Annotated in this window: 18 protein-coding genes; 10 read left to right on the top strand and 8 right to left on the bottom strand. The window is 37.8% G+C overall.

Annotated elements, in window-relative coordinates; genetic code table 11:
- Window positions 1–9: 9 nt before the first annotated feature.
- From ABLB96_RS02030 to ABLB96_RS02015, 4 genes are all read left to right on the top strand, one after another.
- Complete coding sequence (locus ABLB96_RS02030) at window positions 10–2067, top strand: LysM peptidoglycan-binding domain-containing protein (RefSeq protein WP_348896551.1); 2058 nt, start codon at window positions 10–12, stop codon at window positions 2065–2067.
- Between the two features lies 1 nt (window position 2068).
- Complete coding sequence (locus ABLB96_RS02025; protein ID WP_348896550.1) at window positions 2069–2494, top strand: hypothetical protein; 426 nt, start codon at window positions 2069–2071, stop codon at window positions 2492–2494.
- Window positions 2491–2973, top strand: a complete 483-nt coding sequence (locus ABLB96_RS02020) for a hypothetical protein (RefSeq protein ID WP_348896549.1) — start codon at window positions 2491–2493, stop codon at window positions 2971–2973. Before ABLB96_RS02025 ends, ABLB96_RS02020 begins: the two co-directional genes overlap by 4 nt.
- A 515-nt stretch (window positions 2974–3488) precedes the next feature.
- Complete coding sequence (locus ABLB96_RS02015) at window positions 3489–3842, top strand: DUF5991 domain-containing protein (protein ID WP_348896548.1); 354 nt, start codon at window positions 3489–3491, stop codon at window positions 3840–3842.
- A gap of 67 nt (window positions 3843–3909) precedes the next feature.
- On the opposite strand, the gene ABLB96_RS02010 is transcribed toward ABLB96_RS02015, so the two are convergent.
- Complete coding sequence (locus ABLB96_RS02010) at window positions 3910–5253, bottom strand: alpha/beta fold hydrolase (RefSeq protein ID WP_348896547.1); 1344 nt, start codon at window positions 5251–5253, stop codon at window positions 3910–3912.
- Between the two features lie 211 nt (window positions 5254–5464).
- Here ABLB96_RS02010 and ABLB96_RS02005 point away from each other — a divergent pair, with 211 nt between their 5' ends.
- Together ABLB96_RS02005 and parE are read left to right on the top strand one after the other, a co-directional pair.
- Window positions 5465–6046, top strand: a complete 582-nt coding sequence (locus ABLB96_RS02005) for a YqiA/YcfP family alpha/beta fold hydrolase (RefSeq protein ID WP_348896546.1) — start codon at window positions 5465–5467, stop codon at window positions 6044–6046.
- Between the two features lie 14 nt (window positions 6047–6060).
- Window positions 6061–7944 carry a DNA topoisomerase IV subunit B gene (gene parE / locus ABLB96_RS02000; RefSeq protein ID WP_348896545.1) on the top strand — a complete coding sequence of 628 codons (1884 nt, stop codon included), beginning with the start codon at window positions 6061–6063 and terminating at the stop codon, window positions 7942–7944.
- Between the two features lie 137 nt (window positions 7945–8081).
- Here parE and ABLB96_RS01995 read toward each other — a convergent pair whose 3' ends face one another.
- Window positions 8082–8585 carry an ureidoglycolate lyase gene (locus ABLB96_RS01995; RefSeq protein WP_348896544.1) on the bottom strand — a complete coding sequence of 168 codons (504 nt, stop codon included), beginning with the start codon at window positions 8583–8585 and terminating at the stop codon, window positions 8082–8084.
- Window positions 8582–9592: an allantoicase gene (gene alc, locus ABLB96_RS01990; protein ID WP_348896542.1), complete on the bottom strand. Its 1011-nt coding sequence runs from the start codon at window positions 9590–9592 to the stop codon at window positions 8582–8584. The genes ABLB96_RS01995 and alc overlap by 4 nt, the downstream gene beginning before the upstream one ends.
- Window positions 9593–9791: 199 nt before the next feature.
- Between alc and hpxO the strand changes: the two genes are divergently transcribed.
- A complete protein-coding gene (hpxO, locus tag ABLB96_RS01985) occupies window positions 9792–10949 on the top strand; it encodes an FAD-dependent urate hydroxylase HpxO (RefSeq protein WP_348896540.1) in 1158 nt (385 codons plus the stop codon).
- Between the two features lie 53 nt (window positions 10950–11002).
- Here hpxO and ABLB96_RS01980 read toward each other — a convergent pair whose 3' ends face one another.
- From ABLB96_RS01980 to puuE, 5 genes are all read right to left on the bottom strand, one after another.
- Window positions 11003–11728, bottom strand: a complete 726-nt coding sequence (locus ABLB96_RS01980; RefSeq protein ID WP_348896538.1) for an outer membrane protein OmpK — start codon at window positions 11726–11728, stop codon at window positions 11003–11005.
- A 122-nt stretch (window positions 11729–11850) separates the two neighbouring features.
- Window positions 11851–13218: a nucleobase:cation symporter-2 family protein gene (locus ABLB96_RS01975; RefSeq protein ID WP_348896537.1), complete on the bottom strand. Its 1368-nt coding sequence runs from the start codon at window positions 13216–13218 to the stop codon at window positions 11851–11853.
- Between the two features lie 23 nt (window positions 13219–13241).
- Entirely contained in the window at window positions 13242–13565 is a 324-nt protein-coding gene (gene uraH / locus ABLB96_RS01970) for a hydroxyisourate hydrolase (RefSeq protein WP_348896536.1), read from the bottom strand.
- Complete coding sequence (gene uraD, locus ABLB96_RS01965; RefSeq protein WP_348896576.1) at window positions 13562–14065, bottom strand: 2-oxo-4-hydroxy-4-carboxy-5-ureidoimidazoline decarboxylase; 504 nt, start codon at window positions 14063–14065, stop codon at window positions 13562–13564. The genes uraH and uraD overlap by 4 nt, the downstream gene beginning before the upstream one ends.
- A gap of 99 nt (window positions 14066–14164) precedes the next feature.
- Complete coding sequence (puuE, locus tag ABLB96_RS01960) at window positions 14165–15130, bottom strand: allantoinase PuuE (RefSeq protein ID WP_348896535.1); 966 nt, start codon at window positions 15128–15130, stop codon at window positions 14165–14167.
- A gap of 252 nt (window positions 15131–15382) precedes the next feature.
- Here puuE and ABLB96_RS01955 point away from each other — a divergent pair, with 252 nt between their 5' ends.
- The 3 genes from ABLB96_RS01955 (at window position 15383) to ABLB96_RS01945 (ending at window position 17218) form a co-directional block, all read left to right on the top strand.
- Complete coding sequence (locus ABLB96_RS01955; protein WP_348896534.1) at window positions 15383–15733, top strand: HPF/RaiA family ribosome-associated protein; 351 nt, start codon at window positions 15383–15385, stop codon at window positions 15731–15733.
- Window positions 15734–15892: 159 nt separating this feature from the next.
- A complete protein-coding gene (locus tag ABLB96_RS01950; RefSeq protein WP_348896533.1) occupies window positions 15893–16438 on the top strand; it encodes an ankyrin repeat domain-containing protein in 546 nt (181 codons plus the stop codon).
- 12 nt (window positions 16439–16450) lie between these two features.
- Window positions 16451–17218, top strand: a complete 768-nt coding sequence (locus ABLB96_RS01945; protein ID WP_348896532.1) for a transporter — start codon at window positions 16451–16453, stop codon at window positions 17216–17218.
- Window positions 17219–17230: the final 12 nt, after the last annotated feature.

Raw genomic sequence — 17230 nt, 5'->3', positions numbered from 1 at the left:
TTAAAAAAGATGAATACAGAATTAAAACATAAACTTTATAATATTACTTTTACATTACATGATTTAACACATAAACCTATTCCTAATTTATATTACGAAATTAAGAATGGGAAGGATTTGGTAAAAAAAGGTAATACAAATGCACAAGGTGAAATCACACTTAAATATGTGGGAGGAAATACACTAACTATTTTTGTAAGAAAGGATATAGATAATACTCTGAAAGAAATTGGTAAAGTACATACCCCAAGTAAAAATATAAAAGTAAAGCTTATTAGTCCAAAAATGAAATTTGATGTAACTCTATTACCTCATCAAAAACAAGGTAAATATTGGAGAGGAACATACAAAGTTAAAAGTGGAGATACATTATCTAAAATAGCAAAAGAGCATCATACAACTGTTTCCGCTTTATTAGCTTTGAATCCAAATATAAAATCTCCACATGAAATATATCAAAATGAAAATATTGATATAGTTGAAGGGAACGCAGATGCAATAATTAAGCTTGATGAAAATATGACTTTTAAAGTGCCCCCACATAAGAAAACGGGAACAGTTTCTATTGATAGAAAGAGTAAATCAACAAGTATTGCTCCACAAACAGATACAACAAATAAAACTGCAGAACCAAAGGTTGGGCAGACTAAACCACAACCACAACCACAACCACAACCACAACCACAACCACAACCACAACCACCTGTGACCAAAAAAGAGCAGTCAACGGCATCGGATTCTAAATCAATTCCTCAACAGAAAACGTCAACCGCACCCACTCAAAAAATTGAAGTACAGCAAGAACATAATGAAGATAAAAAACCAGTAGCTGTAGCAAGTTTAAGTGGATGTGTTTGTAAAGATTATGATTTAATTTGGGGGAAAACTACAAAATTTGTAAATTGTGAGTTTAGAAAAAAGGTTATACAGATTTGTAAAGATATGTGGCCAAATGATACTAAAAATATGGCTAATTATTTAATGGCATGTATGCATTTGGAAACAGGTGGTTCATTTGATCCAGCCCAACCTAATGGTTTAGGTTATTATGGTCTTATTCAATTTGGTCCAGATGTTAGAAAAGATTTAAATAATATCTCGGTAGAAAAACTTACTAAAATGAGCGGGGCTCAACAATTAGATCTCGTTAAACAACATTTCACAAGATCTGATCGGCATAAATTAATGAAGTCATTAACAGATATGTATTTGTATATTAATTATCCTAATGCTTTATTGTCTGGTAAAAATAAGCCAAATGATATTTTATATGAGGGTGGTAGTGAGAGAAGTGCTTATCATGCTAATCCTGCTTTTATGAAGGAAAAAGGAGAATATCAAAATATTTTTGCTTATAGAAAAGATAAGAATGGTAATTTTAAATTAGATAAGAATAAGAAAAAAATTCCTATAAGAGGGTTTGAGGATGGGAAGACATATATCTGGGAGGTTACTCAAGAAATAAATAAACATCTTACTACAGGTTTAGACAGTAAAAATAAAGAAAATAATTTCGCTTGTTCAATTAAACCTGTACAGCCTATACAAGATATATGTCCGAATTGCCAAACAAAACATGTAGATTTGAGTGCATCTGTAGAGTGGATTTCTCAATTTACCCAACCTAGACCAAATGTAGCTTGTGCTCGGACATGTGTATTAATTTTGAAAAATAGCAAACTTAGTTCATCAGCTGGTTCACCAACTGGACTATTCCAAGTAGCTTTGGAAAATTCGAATCATTCTACAATTGAAGCAACATCAAATTTTCAAAATGGAATGAATTATTTGGATAAAGAACTTAATGTTGGTCATCCTGTTATGATTGGTGTAGATCATAAACTTGGATATGGGGTTAATGAAGGAACAACAGATCATTTTATTGTAGTTGTAGGGCGAGGATGTGAAAATGGAAAAGTTTACTATCGTTTTTATGATGTAGGAACACGCCATAAAGAAAAAGGAACAAGTAATAGTAACAAGCTTTATATAATTAATGGATTTTTACGGGGTAAAACAGCTTATAATGGAAGCACTTATACGATGACACAAGTTAGAAGAAATTAGTATGATGATGAAGAAACTAATAAGTTTGTTAGTACTTATAATAGTAGCATTTCCTACTGTAGCAAAAATTCCTACGGGTGATTATATTATGATTGATAAGAAGAAAGGGGGATTTGTTAGGCTTTGTAAAAGTGAATCAACTAAAGAACTTGAGAACATAACTTTAACAGATAAATCTTTACATTTAGCATTACCAGAGAGTACAGAATATTTAATTCTTAAGGGAAAAATGAACAAAAATGAACATATATTAGAGGTTCGTAATCCATATAATATTGTATATACTTATAAAATAAAAAAGATTAATAATAGTGATGTCTATAAATGGGATGCTTATTTAGGAAATAAGAGGATTGAAGACTTATCGTTCTTTTCTATTCCTAAAAATAAGGCTAAGAATATTATCAGCGTAGGTATTTGTAAATGAAAATTGTTTTTTTGTATTTTTTATTGATGCTTCCTAGTGTTTCTTTTGCTAATAACATTAGTGAATTTTTTTTAAAATTTCAGGACAGTAATAATTATTATATTTATAAAGATAAAAAAGATAAGTGGATATATGAGTGTAGTGTGGAGGCGAATAGGAAAAAAAATTCAACTAACATCAATTTTGTGAACTTTGATCAAAAGAATCAATCAATTAAATTCTCATTCGATACTCCTGATCAACCATTTTATAAAGTAACTAAAATATTGAAAACTAATCCTAATGAGTATGAGGTGTATTTCCAAGATAAGAATATGGGAAGTAATTTTAACTTTGATGTTACTTTAAAAAATAATGGTATTTCAGAGTGGATTTTTCATGCTCCCAATGAAGATTCAGAAAACTTCATCGATAGAGGTTTTACCTTAGTAAGTTTTAATAAATCCCCAAAGTTTAATATAACGAATAAGTGTAAATAGTTGGAAAGAGAGGTGGAATTTTTTAATCTAAAAGTAGATTAGTAAATTTTACTAGACACATCATACTTCACTGGACACAGATTGTGTCCATAGTGATTAAATGAATGGAGATCATAACTGTATAAAAATATTAAAATTAGCTTTTCTTAGCTAAACTATCTTATAGGATGCTGACTAAACTATATCTCAAATATGTGATAAGGATCAAAAAGAGTAGCATGTACGAAAATGTATAACCTGAATGTTTACTCACTTAAAGGATCTTGATTTAACTTATAATGCTATAAATTAAAAGTTTATAGCATAATATTATAACTTACAAAGTTATTACTATTGAAGATTGAAGTAAATCATATATGTTTTCCCTTAACATCCTAAGAAATCTCTATAATAATGTAATCTATGAGTAAGCCTTATCTTTAGGTTTTACATGCTGATAGTTAGATTTTATATATTTCTCTAAATTTTGTAATTTGGTTATAATAGTTTGACTTGATTATTTATAAATTAATTAAATGAAAAAATTTTGTTTATTATTGCTGGCTCTTTCTGTTACCACATTTGCAAATGCAGATAAGTGGAATGGTACTTATCATTATTATAGTTCAGAAGAGTTGCCGGGTGGTAATGTTGCGACGATAGAATCGGTTTTAACGCTAACACCCAAAAAGTGTGAGTATTCTGTTGCTGGCTTTCAGGTTGATAAATCTTATATATGTAAAGTAAAAGAGAAAAATAATGAACTATATTTCTTTAAAGCTAAAAGTGGTGAAAAGTTAGGAAAAGTAGTCTTTAATAAAGGAAAATACTATCTTTATTCTGATGAAGTTTTAGATAGTAAAGACAACTTATTTTTTAAAGATAAATAATAGTTATAGAGCTCTTTTTAAAATATTTCAGATTCTATAAAAAAGCCCAACAAAAGTTGGGCTTTTTTTACGTCTCTACAATCCCTTCCAAATCTTCAAGCGTATAGTTCGGCATATCAATAATATGCGTTTGAATACCTTCTTGCACATAATCATTCACATGAGGATATAACCAGCGAGTAATCTGTTCCGCGACACTGGAGTGATACTGAATTTCAAAGTGATTTAAGCCATAAAACACCGCTTTATGTGAGTCTGGAACTTTAAGTTGAAAACGTGGATTTGGATGTTCCCCCAGTGCGCTTTTCACACTCACTAAGTAATCGCCAATCACGGTAAGCGCTTTATTACGGACCTTTTCAAACTCGAGTGTTCCTGCCACTAAAAAGGTGTTGATATGGGAAGGTAGAGGAGCCGGAGCACGATTGTCATCCATCATGCCTATACGAGCATCCATATATTCCCAGTCATCGTCACGAACGCTACCGTGGCGCAAGTCTAAAATGCCATTACTACGGATATTAACTAACTGGCCCAGTAACCCAACAAATGGGAATGCCCCGAGCTTATCTTGTATAGCAAAACCAAAGCGCTCAAGTACCGCACCATGGTGAGGAGATCCAATACAGACTAGATTTTCGATCATATGTATCCATTGGTACATATTTTGTTTACCGTAAAACAGTGCGCTACGGGAAACCAGTCCACCCATACTATGGCCAATTAAATCAATGCTGGTAATTCTTGGATTACGTTGTACCAAATCTTCTAATAAGTTAGAGAAACTACGGCCATTGGCTGAAATGCGGCGACCTGTATTGTAATTTAAATACAGCATGGTGTTGTGATCACGCTGCGCGAGCAGACGCTCACCAATGCCGCCATAGTGTGCATTTGACCAAGTCAGGTGGTTCATACATAAACCATGAACCAAAATTACAATACGGCCTGCGAGTTCACCTTGTTGTATTGCACCGTAGTGATCGTATAGCACCATGGGTAAGGCAAGGGGACTATGTTGTTTAAGCAAATAGTCTCCGAAAATACCATTTAAAATCCCCACCAAAAAATGAAGAGTTGGTGTTAATGGTTTTTCGTGAAGAGTTGGAAATTTTTCAATAATGCGACGTAAACCTGGCGCTAAAAAATAACGACCATATTTCTGTAAGGCGCCATAAGAAAATTGATATGCCTTTTGCACAGAAGGGCGTTTTTGAAAATTATTAGCATTTTGGGCACTAATACCAAAAGCATTTTTTAATACTTCAATATTAATGACTTGTATTAATTCATGTACACCATTTAAGCTGGTGCTGAACAGTTGAGCTAAACCTTCTAGTACGTCGGCCTGACTCGGTGGCGTACGATCCCATTTACAATAAGTTTCATGTAACGGTGTTAAGCTCGGCATATCTTTTCCCCATTTACGTTATCACTGACGTTTTAAGCTGTACTTTTTATGAACGGCAGCTAACATTTCCATCTTAGTAGTTTAAATAACACATGTTTTTAAAATACTGATGAATGGTAAGTTGAATCGTTTTTCTTGTCTGACAATAGTGTTTTTATATACAAACTGAGAACAAAAATGAGAGTTTATTCTCAATTTAAGAGGGAAATATATGAATATTATCTACCTCCATGGCTTTAATAGTAGCTCTTCTTCAATTAAAGGGCTAAGCCTTAAGCAGTATTGTAGCGAACTCGGCATTAATGTGTATTTGCCAGATTTAAATAGATCTCCCGATCAAGTGGTAGAGCAAGTCTCAGAGCTAATTGAATCGTTGCCCAATGTGGCTTTAGTCGGTAGTAGTCTCGGCGGGTTTTTTGCGACATATTTTGTCGCGAAATATAATATTCCGGCTGTACTGATTAATCCTGCTATGCAACCATGGACGTTGTTTGATAAGTTATTTCAAGTTGAAAGCATGCCTTATAAGGTGAATGATCAATGGTCAATTGATCATGTTCAATTACGGCAGTTAGAACAACTGGAACTAAAACAACCTGAAAATGCTGACAAAGTACTCGTCTTGTTGCAACAAGGCGACGAAATTTTGGATTATCGTCAAGCACAACGTTATTATAGTGCTGCAACACCATCCTCATTGATTTTGACGGATGCTCATGGCAATCATGCCATGGAAGATTTTGAAGAAAAATTACCGTTAGTAATCGAATTCTTTGCGCACACCATCAAATAAGGAAAACGTACAACGTGACACAATATACGGCTCAATCACTTGAAGTCCTTTCCGGTTTAGACCCTGTTCGTCGTCGTCCAGGAATGTATACCGATACTTCTCGTCCAAACCATTTAGCCCAAGAAGTTATTGATAATGCTGTCGATGAGGCCTTGGCTGGTCATGCCGACAAAATCTGTGTCACGGTTTATAAAGATGGTTCATTGTCGGTTGAAGATAATGGCCGTGGTATGCCGGTCGATATTCATCCTGAATATGGCCAAAGTGGTATCGAAATCATTCTGACCAAGTTACATGCTGGTGGTAAGTTCAGTACCGATAACTATCAGTTCTCAGGTGGTTTGCATGGTGTGGGGATTTCGGTTGTAAACGCTTTATCTACACGTGTTGAGGTAGAAGTTCAGCGTCAGGGTAATTTATACCAAATGGCATTTGAGCAAGGTGAGCCCGTTGCGCCTTTAGCAGTCCTAGAAGGCAAAGCACCAAAACGCGTGACTGGTACAACGGTACATTTCTGGCCAGAAGCTAAATATTTTGATAGTCCAAAATTTGCTTTAAAAGCACTTAAACATAATTTAAAAGCCAAAGCTGTGTTAGCGGCTGGTTTAAAAATTACTTATATCGATCAAATTAATGATGAAAAAATCGAATGGCAGTTTGAAAATGGCCTTGTCGATTATTTGATGGATGAATTGCAAGATCGTGAAATTTTGCCAAGTCCAGCCTTTGTGAGTAATGGGCGGGCAGATCGTGCGGCATGTGAATTTGCAATTTGTTGGAATGTAGAGGGCGGTGAACAGGTTCAAGAAAGTTACGTCAACCTGATTCCAACTGCACAAGGCGGTACCCATGTAAACGGTTTACGTTCGGGAGTGACCGAAGCTTTACGTGAGTTCTGTGAGCTACGTAACTTGTTACCACGTAATCTTAAACTTTCGGCTGAAGATGTTTGGGATGGCGTGAACTATATTTTGTCGCTTAAGTTCCAAGAACCACAATTTTCAGGTCAAACCAAAGAGCGTCTTTCAAGTCGTGAAGCTGCCAATATTGTTTTAAATATTGCGAAAGATGCTTTTGCGCTCTGGCTTAATCAACATGCTGAAATTGCTATGCAACTTGCTGAAATGGCAATTTCTAAAGCAGGTCGTCGTTTAAAAGCTGCGAAAAAAGTTGAGCGTAAAAAGATTGTTTCTGGTCCAGCATTGCCCGGTAAATTGGCAGACTGTGTTGGCCAAACGCGTGAAGAAAGTGAGCTATTTATTGTCGAGGGTGACTCTGCGGGTGGTAGTGCTAAGCAGGCTCGTAATAAAAACTTTCAGGCTATCATGCCAATTCGCGGAAAAATCTTAAATACGTGGGAAGTTTCTTCAGATGAAGTACTCGCGTCTCAAGAAGTTCACGATATTGCAATTGCGATTGGGGTAGATCCGGGTAGTGATGATTTATCAGAACTGCGTTATGGCAAAATTTGTATTTTGGCTGATGCCGACTCCGACGGTTTACACATTGCGACTTTGCTTTGTGCTTTATTCGTCAAGCATTTTCCAGCATTGGTTGAAGAAGGTCATCTATTTGTAGCGATGCCGCCATTGTTCCGTATCGACATTGGTAAAGATGTTTATTACGCGCTAGATGATGATGAGCTTGAAACTATTTTAAAAAATGTTAAAGGCAATCGTAATCCGCAAATTACCCGATTCAAAGGTTTGGGCGAGATGAACGCGATTCAGCTTCGTGAAACAACAATGGATCCAAATACACGTCGTTTGGTACAGCTTGATCTGGACGATACACATTTAACAGCAGGTTTGCTCGACAAGTTACTTGCCAAAAAACGTTCGGCAGATCGTAAGCAGTGGCTTGAGCAGAAAGGTAACTTAGCTGATATCACTGTCTAAAAAAATATAAAAAGATCCCCGCTCAATAGGCGGGGATTTTTTTATATAAACCTAAATTTTTGGAAATCACCACAACGTTTGTTGCTATTGGTGTTGTGACCATTAAATTAAAAATAGACAGATCTGTATATTTTGATTTAGACCATAATTTTTATAGCATTTGGAAATTGAAAAACATCGCAATTTGCGCCACTTCCAATTCGATCTACTACTACAAAATCACTCGGTGCCTCGAAAGTAAGCAAAGGATGATGCCATGTGCCTGCCCGATAATTAATACTTTGCTTACCATTCGAGACGAAAGCACAGAGCTTTGAAATGTCGGGAGTATTTTCGTCTAAAGCGGGCGCGACAATAATTAAAAACTTTTGTTGCTGTAATGGAATAAATGCCTGAGAGCCTTTTGGATGGCGTTCTAGCATACAAATTTCCAGAGGTAATACACTGGCCTTAATATTACGAAAAATACTAATTCCTGCTTTTGCTTCCCCTTCAATTTCAGTCTCAACGAGCGCATGGTAGCGCTCGGTGTGGGCATCATTAATATGAAAAAAATCATACCCGTCACAACAAATGACCTCACCGAAGGGCTGAAAGTTCTGAATGGTTAAAGGCTGAATTTGAACAGTATTCATCATCATGAGTTGGCAATTTTCCCCCATAAACGAACACGACTAATACCACCATCAGGAATCATGTTAATCCGAATATGAGAGATTTTTTCATGCTGTAAAATCTCATTCACATATTCATGAATATGATCCATTTGCATCGATTGGGCTTCAAGTAAGTAAGACCAGAACATACTTTGTGGGATTAATTGTGCATCGGTTGCATTTTCAAGGTAAACCGCTTGTATAGATACTTGGGCAGGGAAGTTCCCTTTAAAGTGAGCTGTATCAATTTCCAGTTTCTCAATTTTTCCGCTTTTGCCCAGCGCAAGAATACACCAGTCATAACCTGGCGCACGGCGGCGTTTAGTTTCCCATCCGTCGCCCATGTTGACGCCACGACCAGGGTTAATCAAATTACGCGGGTGTCCAAAATGCGCATCGCTATAGGCCACTACACGACCACCATTTTCAAGGGCCAATAAATCGAGAGTTTGCTCACGATCAATCACTTGAATATGAACATCGCCGTAGACACGTAAACGGGCAATACCACCATCTGGGAAAATATTGAGGCGAATATGGGTGAAAAGTGCATCATTATTGACCATAAAAATATGATGCTGACTTGGGCCAAGTTCAGTATTTTCTAAAACACTCTCCCATTTTGCACCTGTAAGGTCACCATTTGGTGCATAACATGCTTCTAATGATGCAGATGCTGGATAATTTCCTGTAAAAAAGCTGGTATCAATATCAAGTGCAGTGATTTTTCCACTTACACCTAGCTTCACAATGCACCAGTCATAACCTGCATGACGTTTACGGCGGGTTTCCCATCCGTCCATCCATTTACCGTTGTCATCAAATTTATCTTCAACAAAAACAGGTGCTTCAAATTGCAGCATACGCTTTGCTTCAGCAAAGAAATCATCTGAACACTCAATGACTTGTGCACCAATTCGGGCATCTGCCAAATTAGTTTTTGTATTCAAAACTTCAGGAAGTTCAAAAGCTGGAGCATGCAATGTTGCCATAGTGGAGTATCCGTATTTCTTGTTAAAAACATGATTTTTCATTTAAAACTGTGCTGACACAGAGCATGTCGAGACAAGTTTTATACTTAAATATATAAGCATGGTGTATGCCAGTTTTGTGGAAAAGCTAAATAAATTTTGAACGATGGCATGTTTTTAGCATAAGCACCCTATAGGTGAATATCTATAGGAGAGTGTTATGAATGTGGTGATTATTGGTGCGGGAATGGGAGGACTAACTACAGGGATTGCATTAAAGAAATTTGGTCACCAAGTTCGTATTTTTGAGCAAACTGAAAAGATTTTGCCCGTCGGTGCCGCAATTTCACTGTGGTCGAATGGAGTGAAATGTCTAAACTATCTGGGATTAACCGAGAAAATCGCTAAACTTGGCGGACAAATGGATGACTTGGCCTATGTCGATGGTTTAACTGGTGATGTGATGACACAATTCAGTTTATTGCCATTAATTGAAGAAGTAGGACAACGACCATATCCGGTTGCACGTGCAGATTTACAAAATATGCTTATGGATGAGTTTGGCCGAGACCAGATTTACCTAGGCAAAAAAATGGTGAGTCTTGAGGATAAAGCAGATTTTGTTGAGGTGCATTTTGCAGACGGCAGCTCAACACAGGCTGATCTATTGATTGGGGCAGATGGTACTCACTCACTGACTCGTGCTTATGTGCTCGGCCAGCAAGTACAACGTCGTTATGCAGGTTATGTGAACTGGAATGGTTTAGTTGAGATCTCAGAAGATTTAGCACCAGCTAAACAATGGACGACTTATGTAGGGGAAGGTAAGCGTGCATCACTGATGCCCGTTGCAGATGGGAAATTCTATTTCTTTTTAGATGTGCCATTACCAGCAGGTTTAGAAAATAACCGAGATGAATATAAAAAAATTTTAAAACAATATTTTGCTGATTGGTGCCAACCTGTACAGCAGCTTATTGAGCGTTTAGATCCGCAAAAGACCAATCGGGTAGAAATACATGATATTGAACCCTTCGCTCAGTTTTATAAAGGTCGTGTGGTGATTTTAGGGGATGCCGCACATAGCACTACACCCGACATTGGACAAGGCGGTTGCCAAGCTATGGAAGATGCGATTTATTTAGCGCGTTCTTTGCAAATTAATACGTTGGGCCTAGAGGATGCTTTACGACGCTATCAAAACAAACGTAATGAACGTGCAAACGAATTGGTTCTTCGAGCACGCAAACGTTGTGATGTAACCCATATGAAAGATGAAACAGTTACGCAGGCATGGTATGCAGAATTACGCCGTGAACAAGGCGGCCATATTATGCAGGGTATTATTAGTAATATTGTGGGCAATCCACTCGATTAAAACAAAAACAGCAAGGAGTTTTCCTTGCTGCTTTATGCTTCTAAATAAAAATTTTAGAAGTGATATTTAATCAATGCACTCACGTTATTTTCGTCTCGGCCTTGCAGACCGAATTTATTATTCCATATAGAGTGTTCGATACCGAGGTATAGACGTGTGTCAGGAGAAATGTGTTTACCCACATTCCATTTCCACTGCGTTGTCCAATTCATTTCGCTGGCATGGTCACCTTCAGCAGTTGACCAATCCAAGAAACCATCTATCAAGAACTCTTCAGATGCAATATTAAATGGAATTCCATAGACGAATGTCATTTGATAATCGTCGTCAGTTTTCTCATTGCTCGCGCGGTAGAAGTTTAAATTTGCATATTTAAAATATGGAATGTCTAAGTCGACAGCAAAACCATATAGGAAGTTATCGAAGTTATTGCCGTTTTCGCTGTTACTTTCCCAAGTGGTACTAATTAACACATCTTTAATTGGCCCATACGCCAATTTTTTACCAGATATTTCGCCTAGGCTTAAACGTGGTGATAACTCAAAATATGTGCTTTTGTGATCATCTTCACCGCGCATGCGGTCCATGAAAAAGAACACATCAGCATATTTAACTTTTGCTGCATATTCCAAAGTAATGGTGGTTTCTTTTGCGTCTACAACTTCATAGTTTTCACCATAAAGACCCGTTACGCTAAAATCTTGCCAGATTGGTTTTGCCTGAACCATGGCAGTTGCAGATAACAAGGCACAAGTCGCCGCCAGTTGCTTTAATCGCATTTAAATGATCTCCCCCCAAATAAAGCACGCTAAGGATACAGAGTCTTAAGCAAAAATGAAGCCAAATTTGATCAACGGTTAAAAAAAAAGCCCACCGAGGTGGGGCGCTAAAAACTAACTCATTAGTGTGTGTTTCGCGTGTTTATTGTTTGGCTTAAATGTGGGGTTGGCGAGCTACGAAATACAGGAAAATGATTAAATAATAAATTCAATAAGATAGCAAAGATACAAGTTGAACTAATACCTGAATGAAAAAGAGTTTGTACCCAAACTGGAAAATGAGCATAAAATTCATGGTTAATAATTGGAATCATTCCTGCCGATAAAGCGGTCGCGACAATAATTAAATTTTTCTGATCGTTATAATTAATTTTTGCCAAAGTGCGAATTCCACTTGCTGCAACCGACCCAAACAAGACCAAACCTGCACCACCGAGTACCGGCATGGGAATTGCGGCAATAAGGCGACCCATAACAGGCAATAGTCCCAAAATAATCAGAATGACACCGCCTGCTGCCACGACAAATCGGCTTTTAATACCTGTAATTGCCACCAGTCCTACGTTTTGTGCAAAAGCACTTTGCATAAATGAACCAAAAATAGGAGCAACAGCACTTGAGAACATATCTGCACGAACACCATTTGCGATACGTTTTGAATCGACCTCAGTTCCTACAATGTCTCCGACAGCAATAATATCGGCTGTGGTTTCAGTCATAATCACTAAGGTCACAATCAGCATCGATAAGATTGCACTGAGTTCGAAAGTTGGTAGACCAAATGCAAATAAATGTGGGAATTGCATCCAAGCGCCTGAGCTCACTTGGCTAAAATCACCAAAGCCCATGAAGTAGGCAAGTATGGTGCCAGCCACGATCGCTAATAATATAGATAAGCGACGAATGCCTGCTTGCGGCAGCATATTTAAAACAATGACTATGCCTAGGGTCATGAGAGCTATAGAGATATTTTCTACGCTTCCCCAGTTGGGTGCTTTGTCGTTGCCCCCCATCATCCAGCGAATTGCAACGGGTAACAGAGATAGTCCAATAATAGTGATGACGCACCCCGTTACAACAGGTGGAAAAAAACGAATGATTTTTGAAAAGTAGGGTGCAAGGCAAAGTCCAAGCAGAGAGGCTACAATGACTGCCCCATAAACCGCAGGTAAGCCGCCACCCGTGGTAATAATGGCGACCATCGTTGCCACACCCGCAAAAGAGACCCCCTGCACCAGAGGTAATTTTGCGCCTAGATATTTGGTTCCAATGGTTTGTATCAGCGTTGCTAATCCACCTACAAATAGGGCTGCTGCAATGAGCATCCCGACTTGTGCTGAGCTTAAACCAGCCGCTGTTCCAATAATCAGTGGTGGGGCCACAATGCCACCATACATGGTGAGCACATGCTGCAAACCGTAAGCAAAACTTTTGGAGATTCCTAAATATTCATGCTCTGGAGAAATCGCATTTTTTTGTCGATGGTTCATATTTTTCTCCTATTTATATTTTGTTAGCTACCGCGATAAGTGGAGTAGGCAAACGGACTAATCAGTAATGGAATGTGGTAATGCTGGTTAATGTCTTCTATAAAAAATTGAATACAAACACGCGGGAAAAAAGTTTTGATGTGCTGTGAGAAAAAATAAGGCGCAATTTCAAATTCAAGCTGATAAGCACCTTTTGCAAAGACTGTTATTCCAAAATCACTCACCCGCCCATCTTGATTAGTCGTTGCTTTGGCAATTAGTTCATGAGTTGCTGCATGAAATAACTTCACTTCGACCTGTGCAGCCGGTTTACCTAAATTCGTATCTAAAATATGAGTGCTGATCATGCTTGTATTTCCTGAGATAGGCGTAATAGAGCAATTGCTGCGAGTTGCTCATGTACAACTGTTTTCTCTATAGCTAAGTTGTTTTGAAGACGTTGATGGAGTTTTTTTAAAATCTCGTTGCTACTAAGGCCCGCTGCTTTAATTAAAAAAATAAAACCAAATTTCTGTTCATACTCAAGATTGCCTTGCAGTAGGGCTTGTTGTGTTTGTTCATCTAAGGAAATGCCAGCTTGTTCTTGAGCTGAAAAATTTTGTTCTTTTGCATTAAGCTGTTTTTTTGCTTGCCGTTCACCAATTTTTGGATGGGTGGCTAAAGCAGTTTGTATTTCTTGCCATGACCACGTATGGCTTAATTGTTCTGCATGCCCTAGAAGAACTGATGTTGATGAGTAGGGGCGTTCTGAAATAATTTTTTCGGCCCAAGTTGGAATATGGGCGCAGTTGTTTAACAGCGTCTTGAGTTGGTCGGGTGGGGCTTGATTAAACTCGGCTAAAAACACTGTCATACCTAAACTCATGGTTGTCATATAGAGTTTTAGCAATAACAGTGCCAAGAGTAGTTTGTGTTTCGCTGATGAGTTTAGAAAATTAAAAATCAATTATTGAATTATGTGATTTTTATACCAATGCTCTGCAATATCCTGACGGCGACAGATCCAGACACGATCATGCATTTCAATATAGTCTAGAAATTTTTGTAATGCTTTAAAACGACCTGGACGCCCTAAAATACGGCAGTGCATTCCAATCGACATCATTTTTGGTGCAGTTTCACCTTCTGCATACAACACATCAAAACTATCTTTTAAATATTGAAAAAACTGTTCTGAATTATTAAATCCACCCGGTGAGCAGAATTTCATGTCGTTGCATTCTAGAGTGTAAGGAATAATGAGATGAGGGCGAGTTGTACCCGCAGCATTGGTGAGCGTCGTCCAAAAAGGCAGGTCATCACCATAATAATCAGAGTCATATTGAATTTGTGGAAATTCTGCAAGTAACTGACGGGTATGAGGGCTATCGCGTCCCGTGTACCAACCTATAGTTTTATTTTCAAATAAGTTTCCTAGAACCGACAAAGCTTGTTTCATATGCTGTTTTTCGACTTCAATGTCGGTATCTTGATAGTGAAGCCAGCGGTAGCCATGAGAAACTACATCATAATCAGCTTGCTTAATCGCTTCGACAATATATGGGTTGCGAACAAGTGCCATTGCAACACCAAAAATGGTCATTGGAAGCTTCCGTTTTTGGAATTCAGCATGAATGCGCCAAAAGCCTGCCCGCGAACCATATTCGTACATAGAGTCCATCGACATATGTTTAGCTGAATAGCTTGCAGCACCAATAATCTCTGATAAAAACTGCTCTGAGCCATCATCGCCGTGCTCAATATGTTTTTCGCCACCTTCTTCATAATTCAAGACAAATTGCACGGCAATTTTAGCATTATTGGGCCATTTCACCTGTGGTGGTTGACCGTGATAACCGATTAAATCACGTGAATAAGGAGACTTTTGAATCTGTGCAATAAGCTCGGCTCCAGATAGATAAGATTCGTTCACAATTGTTCTCCTTTTGTTCAATTTTTCATAAAAATTTAAAAAATCAGCTTGCATATTTTTATAGATGGACTGATATTGAAGGTATGAAGATCTTCAAAATAAATTAAAACCAGTACGTTTAAGTTAGGAGATAACAAACCATTACACCATCAAAATGTACAATTGAAGTCGGTTCATGCATGCTTAAAACATGCCAACATAAAAAAGTTTTGCATAGAAAAGATCCACAGTAAGAAAGAGAGGATGGTATTTATGAATATAGAAATCCGCACAGATAAAAACATCCAAAATAGCGAACGTTTAATTACTTATGTACGTGCAGAACTTGCCCAAGAATTCCAGCGTCATAGCGAGCGTATTACGCATTTTTCGGTTCATTTTAGCGATGAAAATGGGGACAAAGGTGGCGACAAAGACATTCAATGTATGATCGAAGCACGTCCTGCTGGTTTGAAACCAGTTGCAGTACACCATAAGGCAGGCAATATCGATGCTTCAATTCATGGCGCGATTGAAAAACTAAAACGTAGCCTTGAACATACTTTTGAGAAAAAGGAGCACCCGAGAGGTGGACATCCTGAATTCATTGATGATGAAGTATAAAAGATTGTAAAAAAGCCCTGCGGGGCTTTTTTTATGCAGAATTAAAAAAATTAATAAAAACTCTTCACAACTTTAGATTTGCAATGCAATGCGATTGACCCCTAAAATCTGCATAAGAGATTAGGCATAATAGCGCTAATATATTTTTGAGAGATGGTCATGTTAACCACCCAGCAGCAGGCTTTAATTAAAGCCATAGAAGAATTAGAACTTACGCAAGTACAAAAATTACTTGCTGAGGGGCTTGATCCAAATTTTATTGATCCGGAACAAGGACCGCCAGTATCAATTATTTGTGATGGAATTTTTAAATGGTGGGAAAATGTTTCGGAAGCTTATGAAGCTGGTACACCATTATCAAAAGAAGAAAAGCAACAAGCCTTACAAGTATATCTCGATATTCTTGAAGCCTTAATTAAGGCAAAGGCAAATGTTCATCTTTGGGATGCAGAAGAATTTTATGGTCCACTATGGGATGCAGCAAGTTCAGCATGCGCGCCGGCGGTTCAACGTTTACTCGATGAAAAAGTTGATCCAAACACACGTGATGAAGAAGGACTCACCATTTTATCTTCAATCAGTCAGTTGTTCTTTGATTGTGATTTTGATGAAATAGATTGGTCAGAAGCGCTTCAAGAAGAGCGTGAAACACTAGAGTTATTGCGCCATCATGGAGCAAAAATGTCAAAAGAACTAACTACTTGATTGGAATATAGAATGAGAACATTTCAAATTTTAACTTTTGCTCTGACCACTGTTGCTGCAGGAAGTAGTTTTGCCGCAGAGTTCTCGTTTGACCGTCCAGGTTCAGGCTTCGGAACAGGGATTACGCCAGTGGGGCAGTTAGCTTGGGAACAAGGTTTACCAAGTGCAACTTATACAGAGTCAACTGTTGATGGCGTGAAACAAAAAACCGTAACTGTAAATGGAGATATGTTGTTCCGTACAGGTTTGGCTAAAGACTTAGAATTACAATTAGGTTGGCAAGGTCCGGGTTGGACTCAAACCAAACGTGCAGGTAAAACGACAGATACCTCTGGTTTAGGTGATGTAAGCATCGGCTTAAAAAGAGCTATTGATTTAAATGATGAAAATTTAACAATGGCTGTGTTGGCTCAAGCGCTCATTGCAACAGGTAATGATGAGTTTAGTGCGCATGACGACATTTATAGCTTAAGTTCAGCAGTGGCTTATCAATATAATGATTTGATTAATACTGCTATTACGATGCGTTACGAAGTGCAAAACAGCAACTGGGCTGTGACTGCGATTCCAACAATTAACTATAAAATTGCCGGTAAACTTTCAGGATATTCGGAATTTGTTTACCGTAAAGCTGAAAGCCAAGACTACCAATATAGCTTAGGCACAGGTTTAATTTACGCACTCAATAAACGTACTCAACTTGATGCAAGTGTAGGTGTCGATTTGGATGGTCAAGATAAGGGCTACCGTGGTGGCTTAGGTATGGCATTCTTATTCTGATAAAACCAACTT

Origin of the sequence: Acinetobacter sp. XH1741, from assembly GCF_041021895.1 — a bacterium.
Lineage (GTDB): Bacteria > Pseudomonadota > Gammaproteobacteria > Pseudomonadales > Moraxellaceae > Acinetobacter.
Note: the sequence above shows the minus strand (reverse complement) of the source record. Positions and strands in the feature narration are given on the sequence as shown.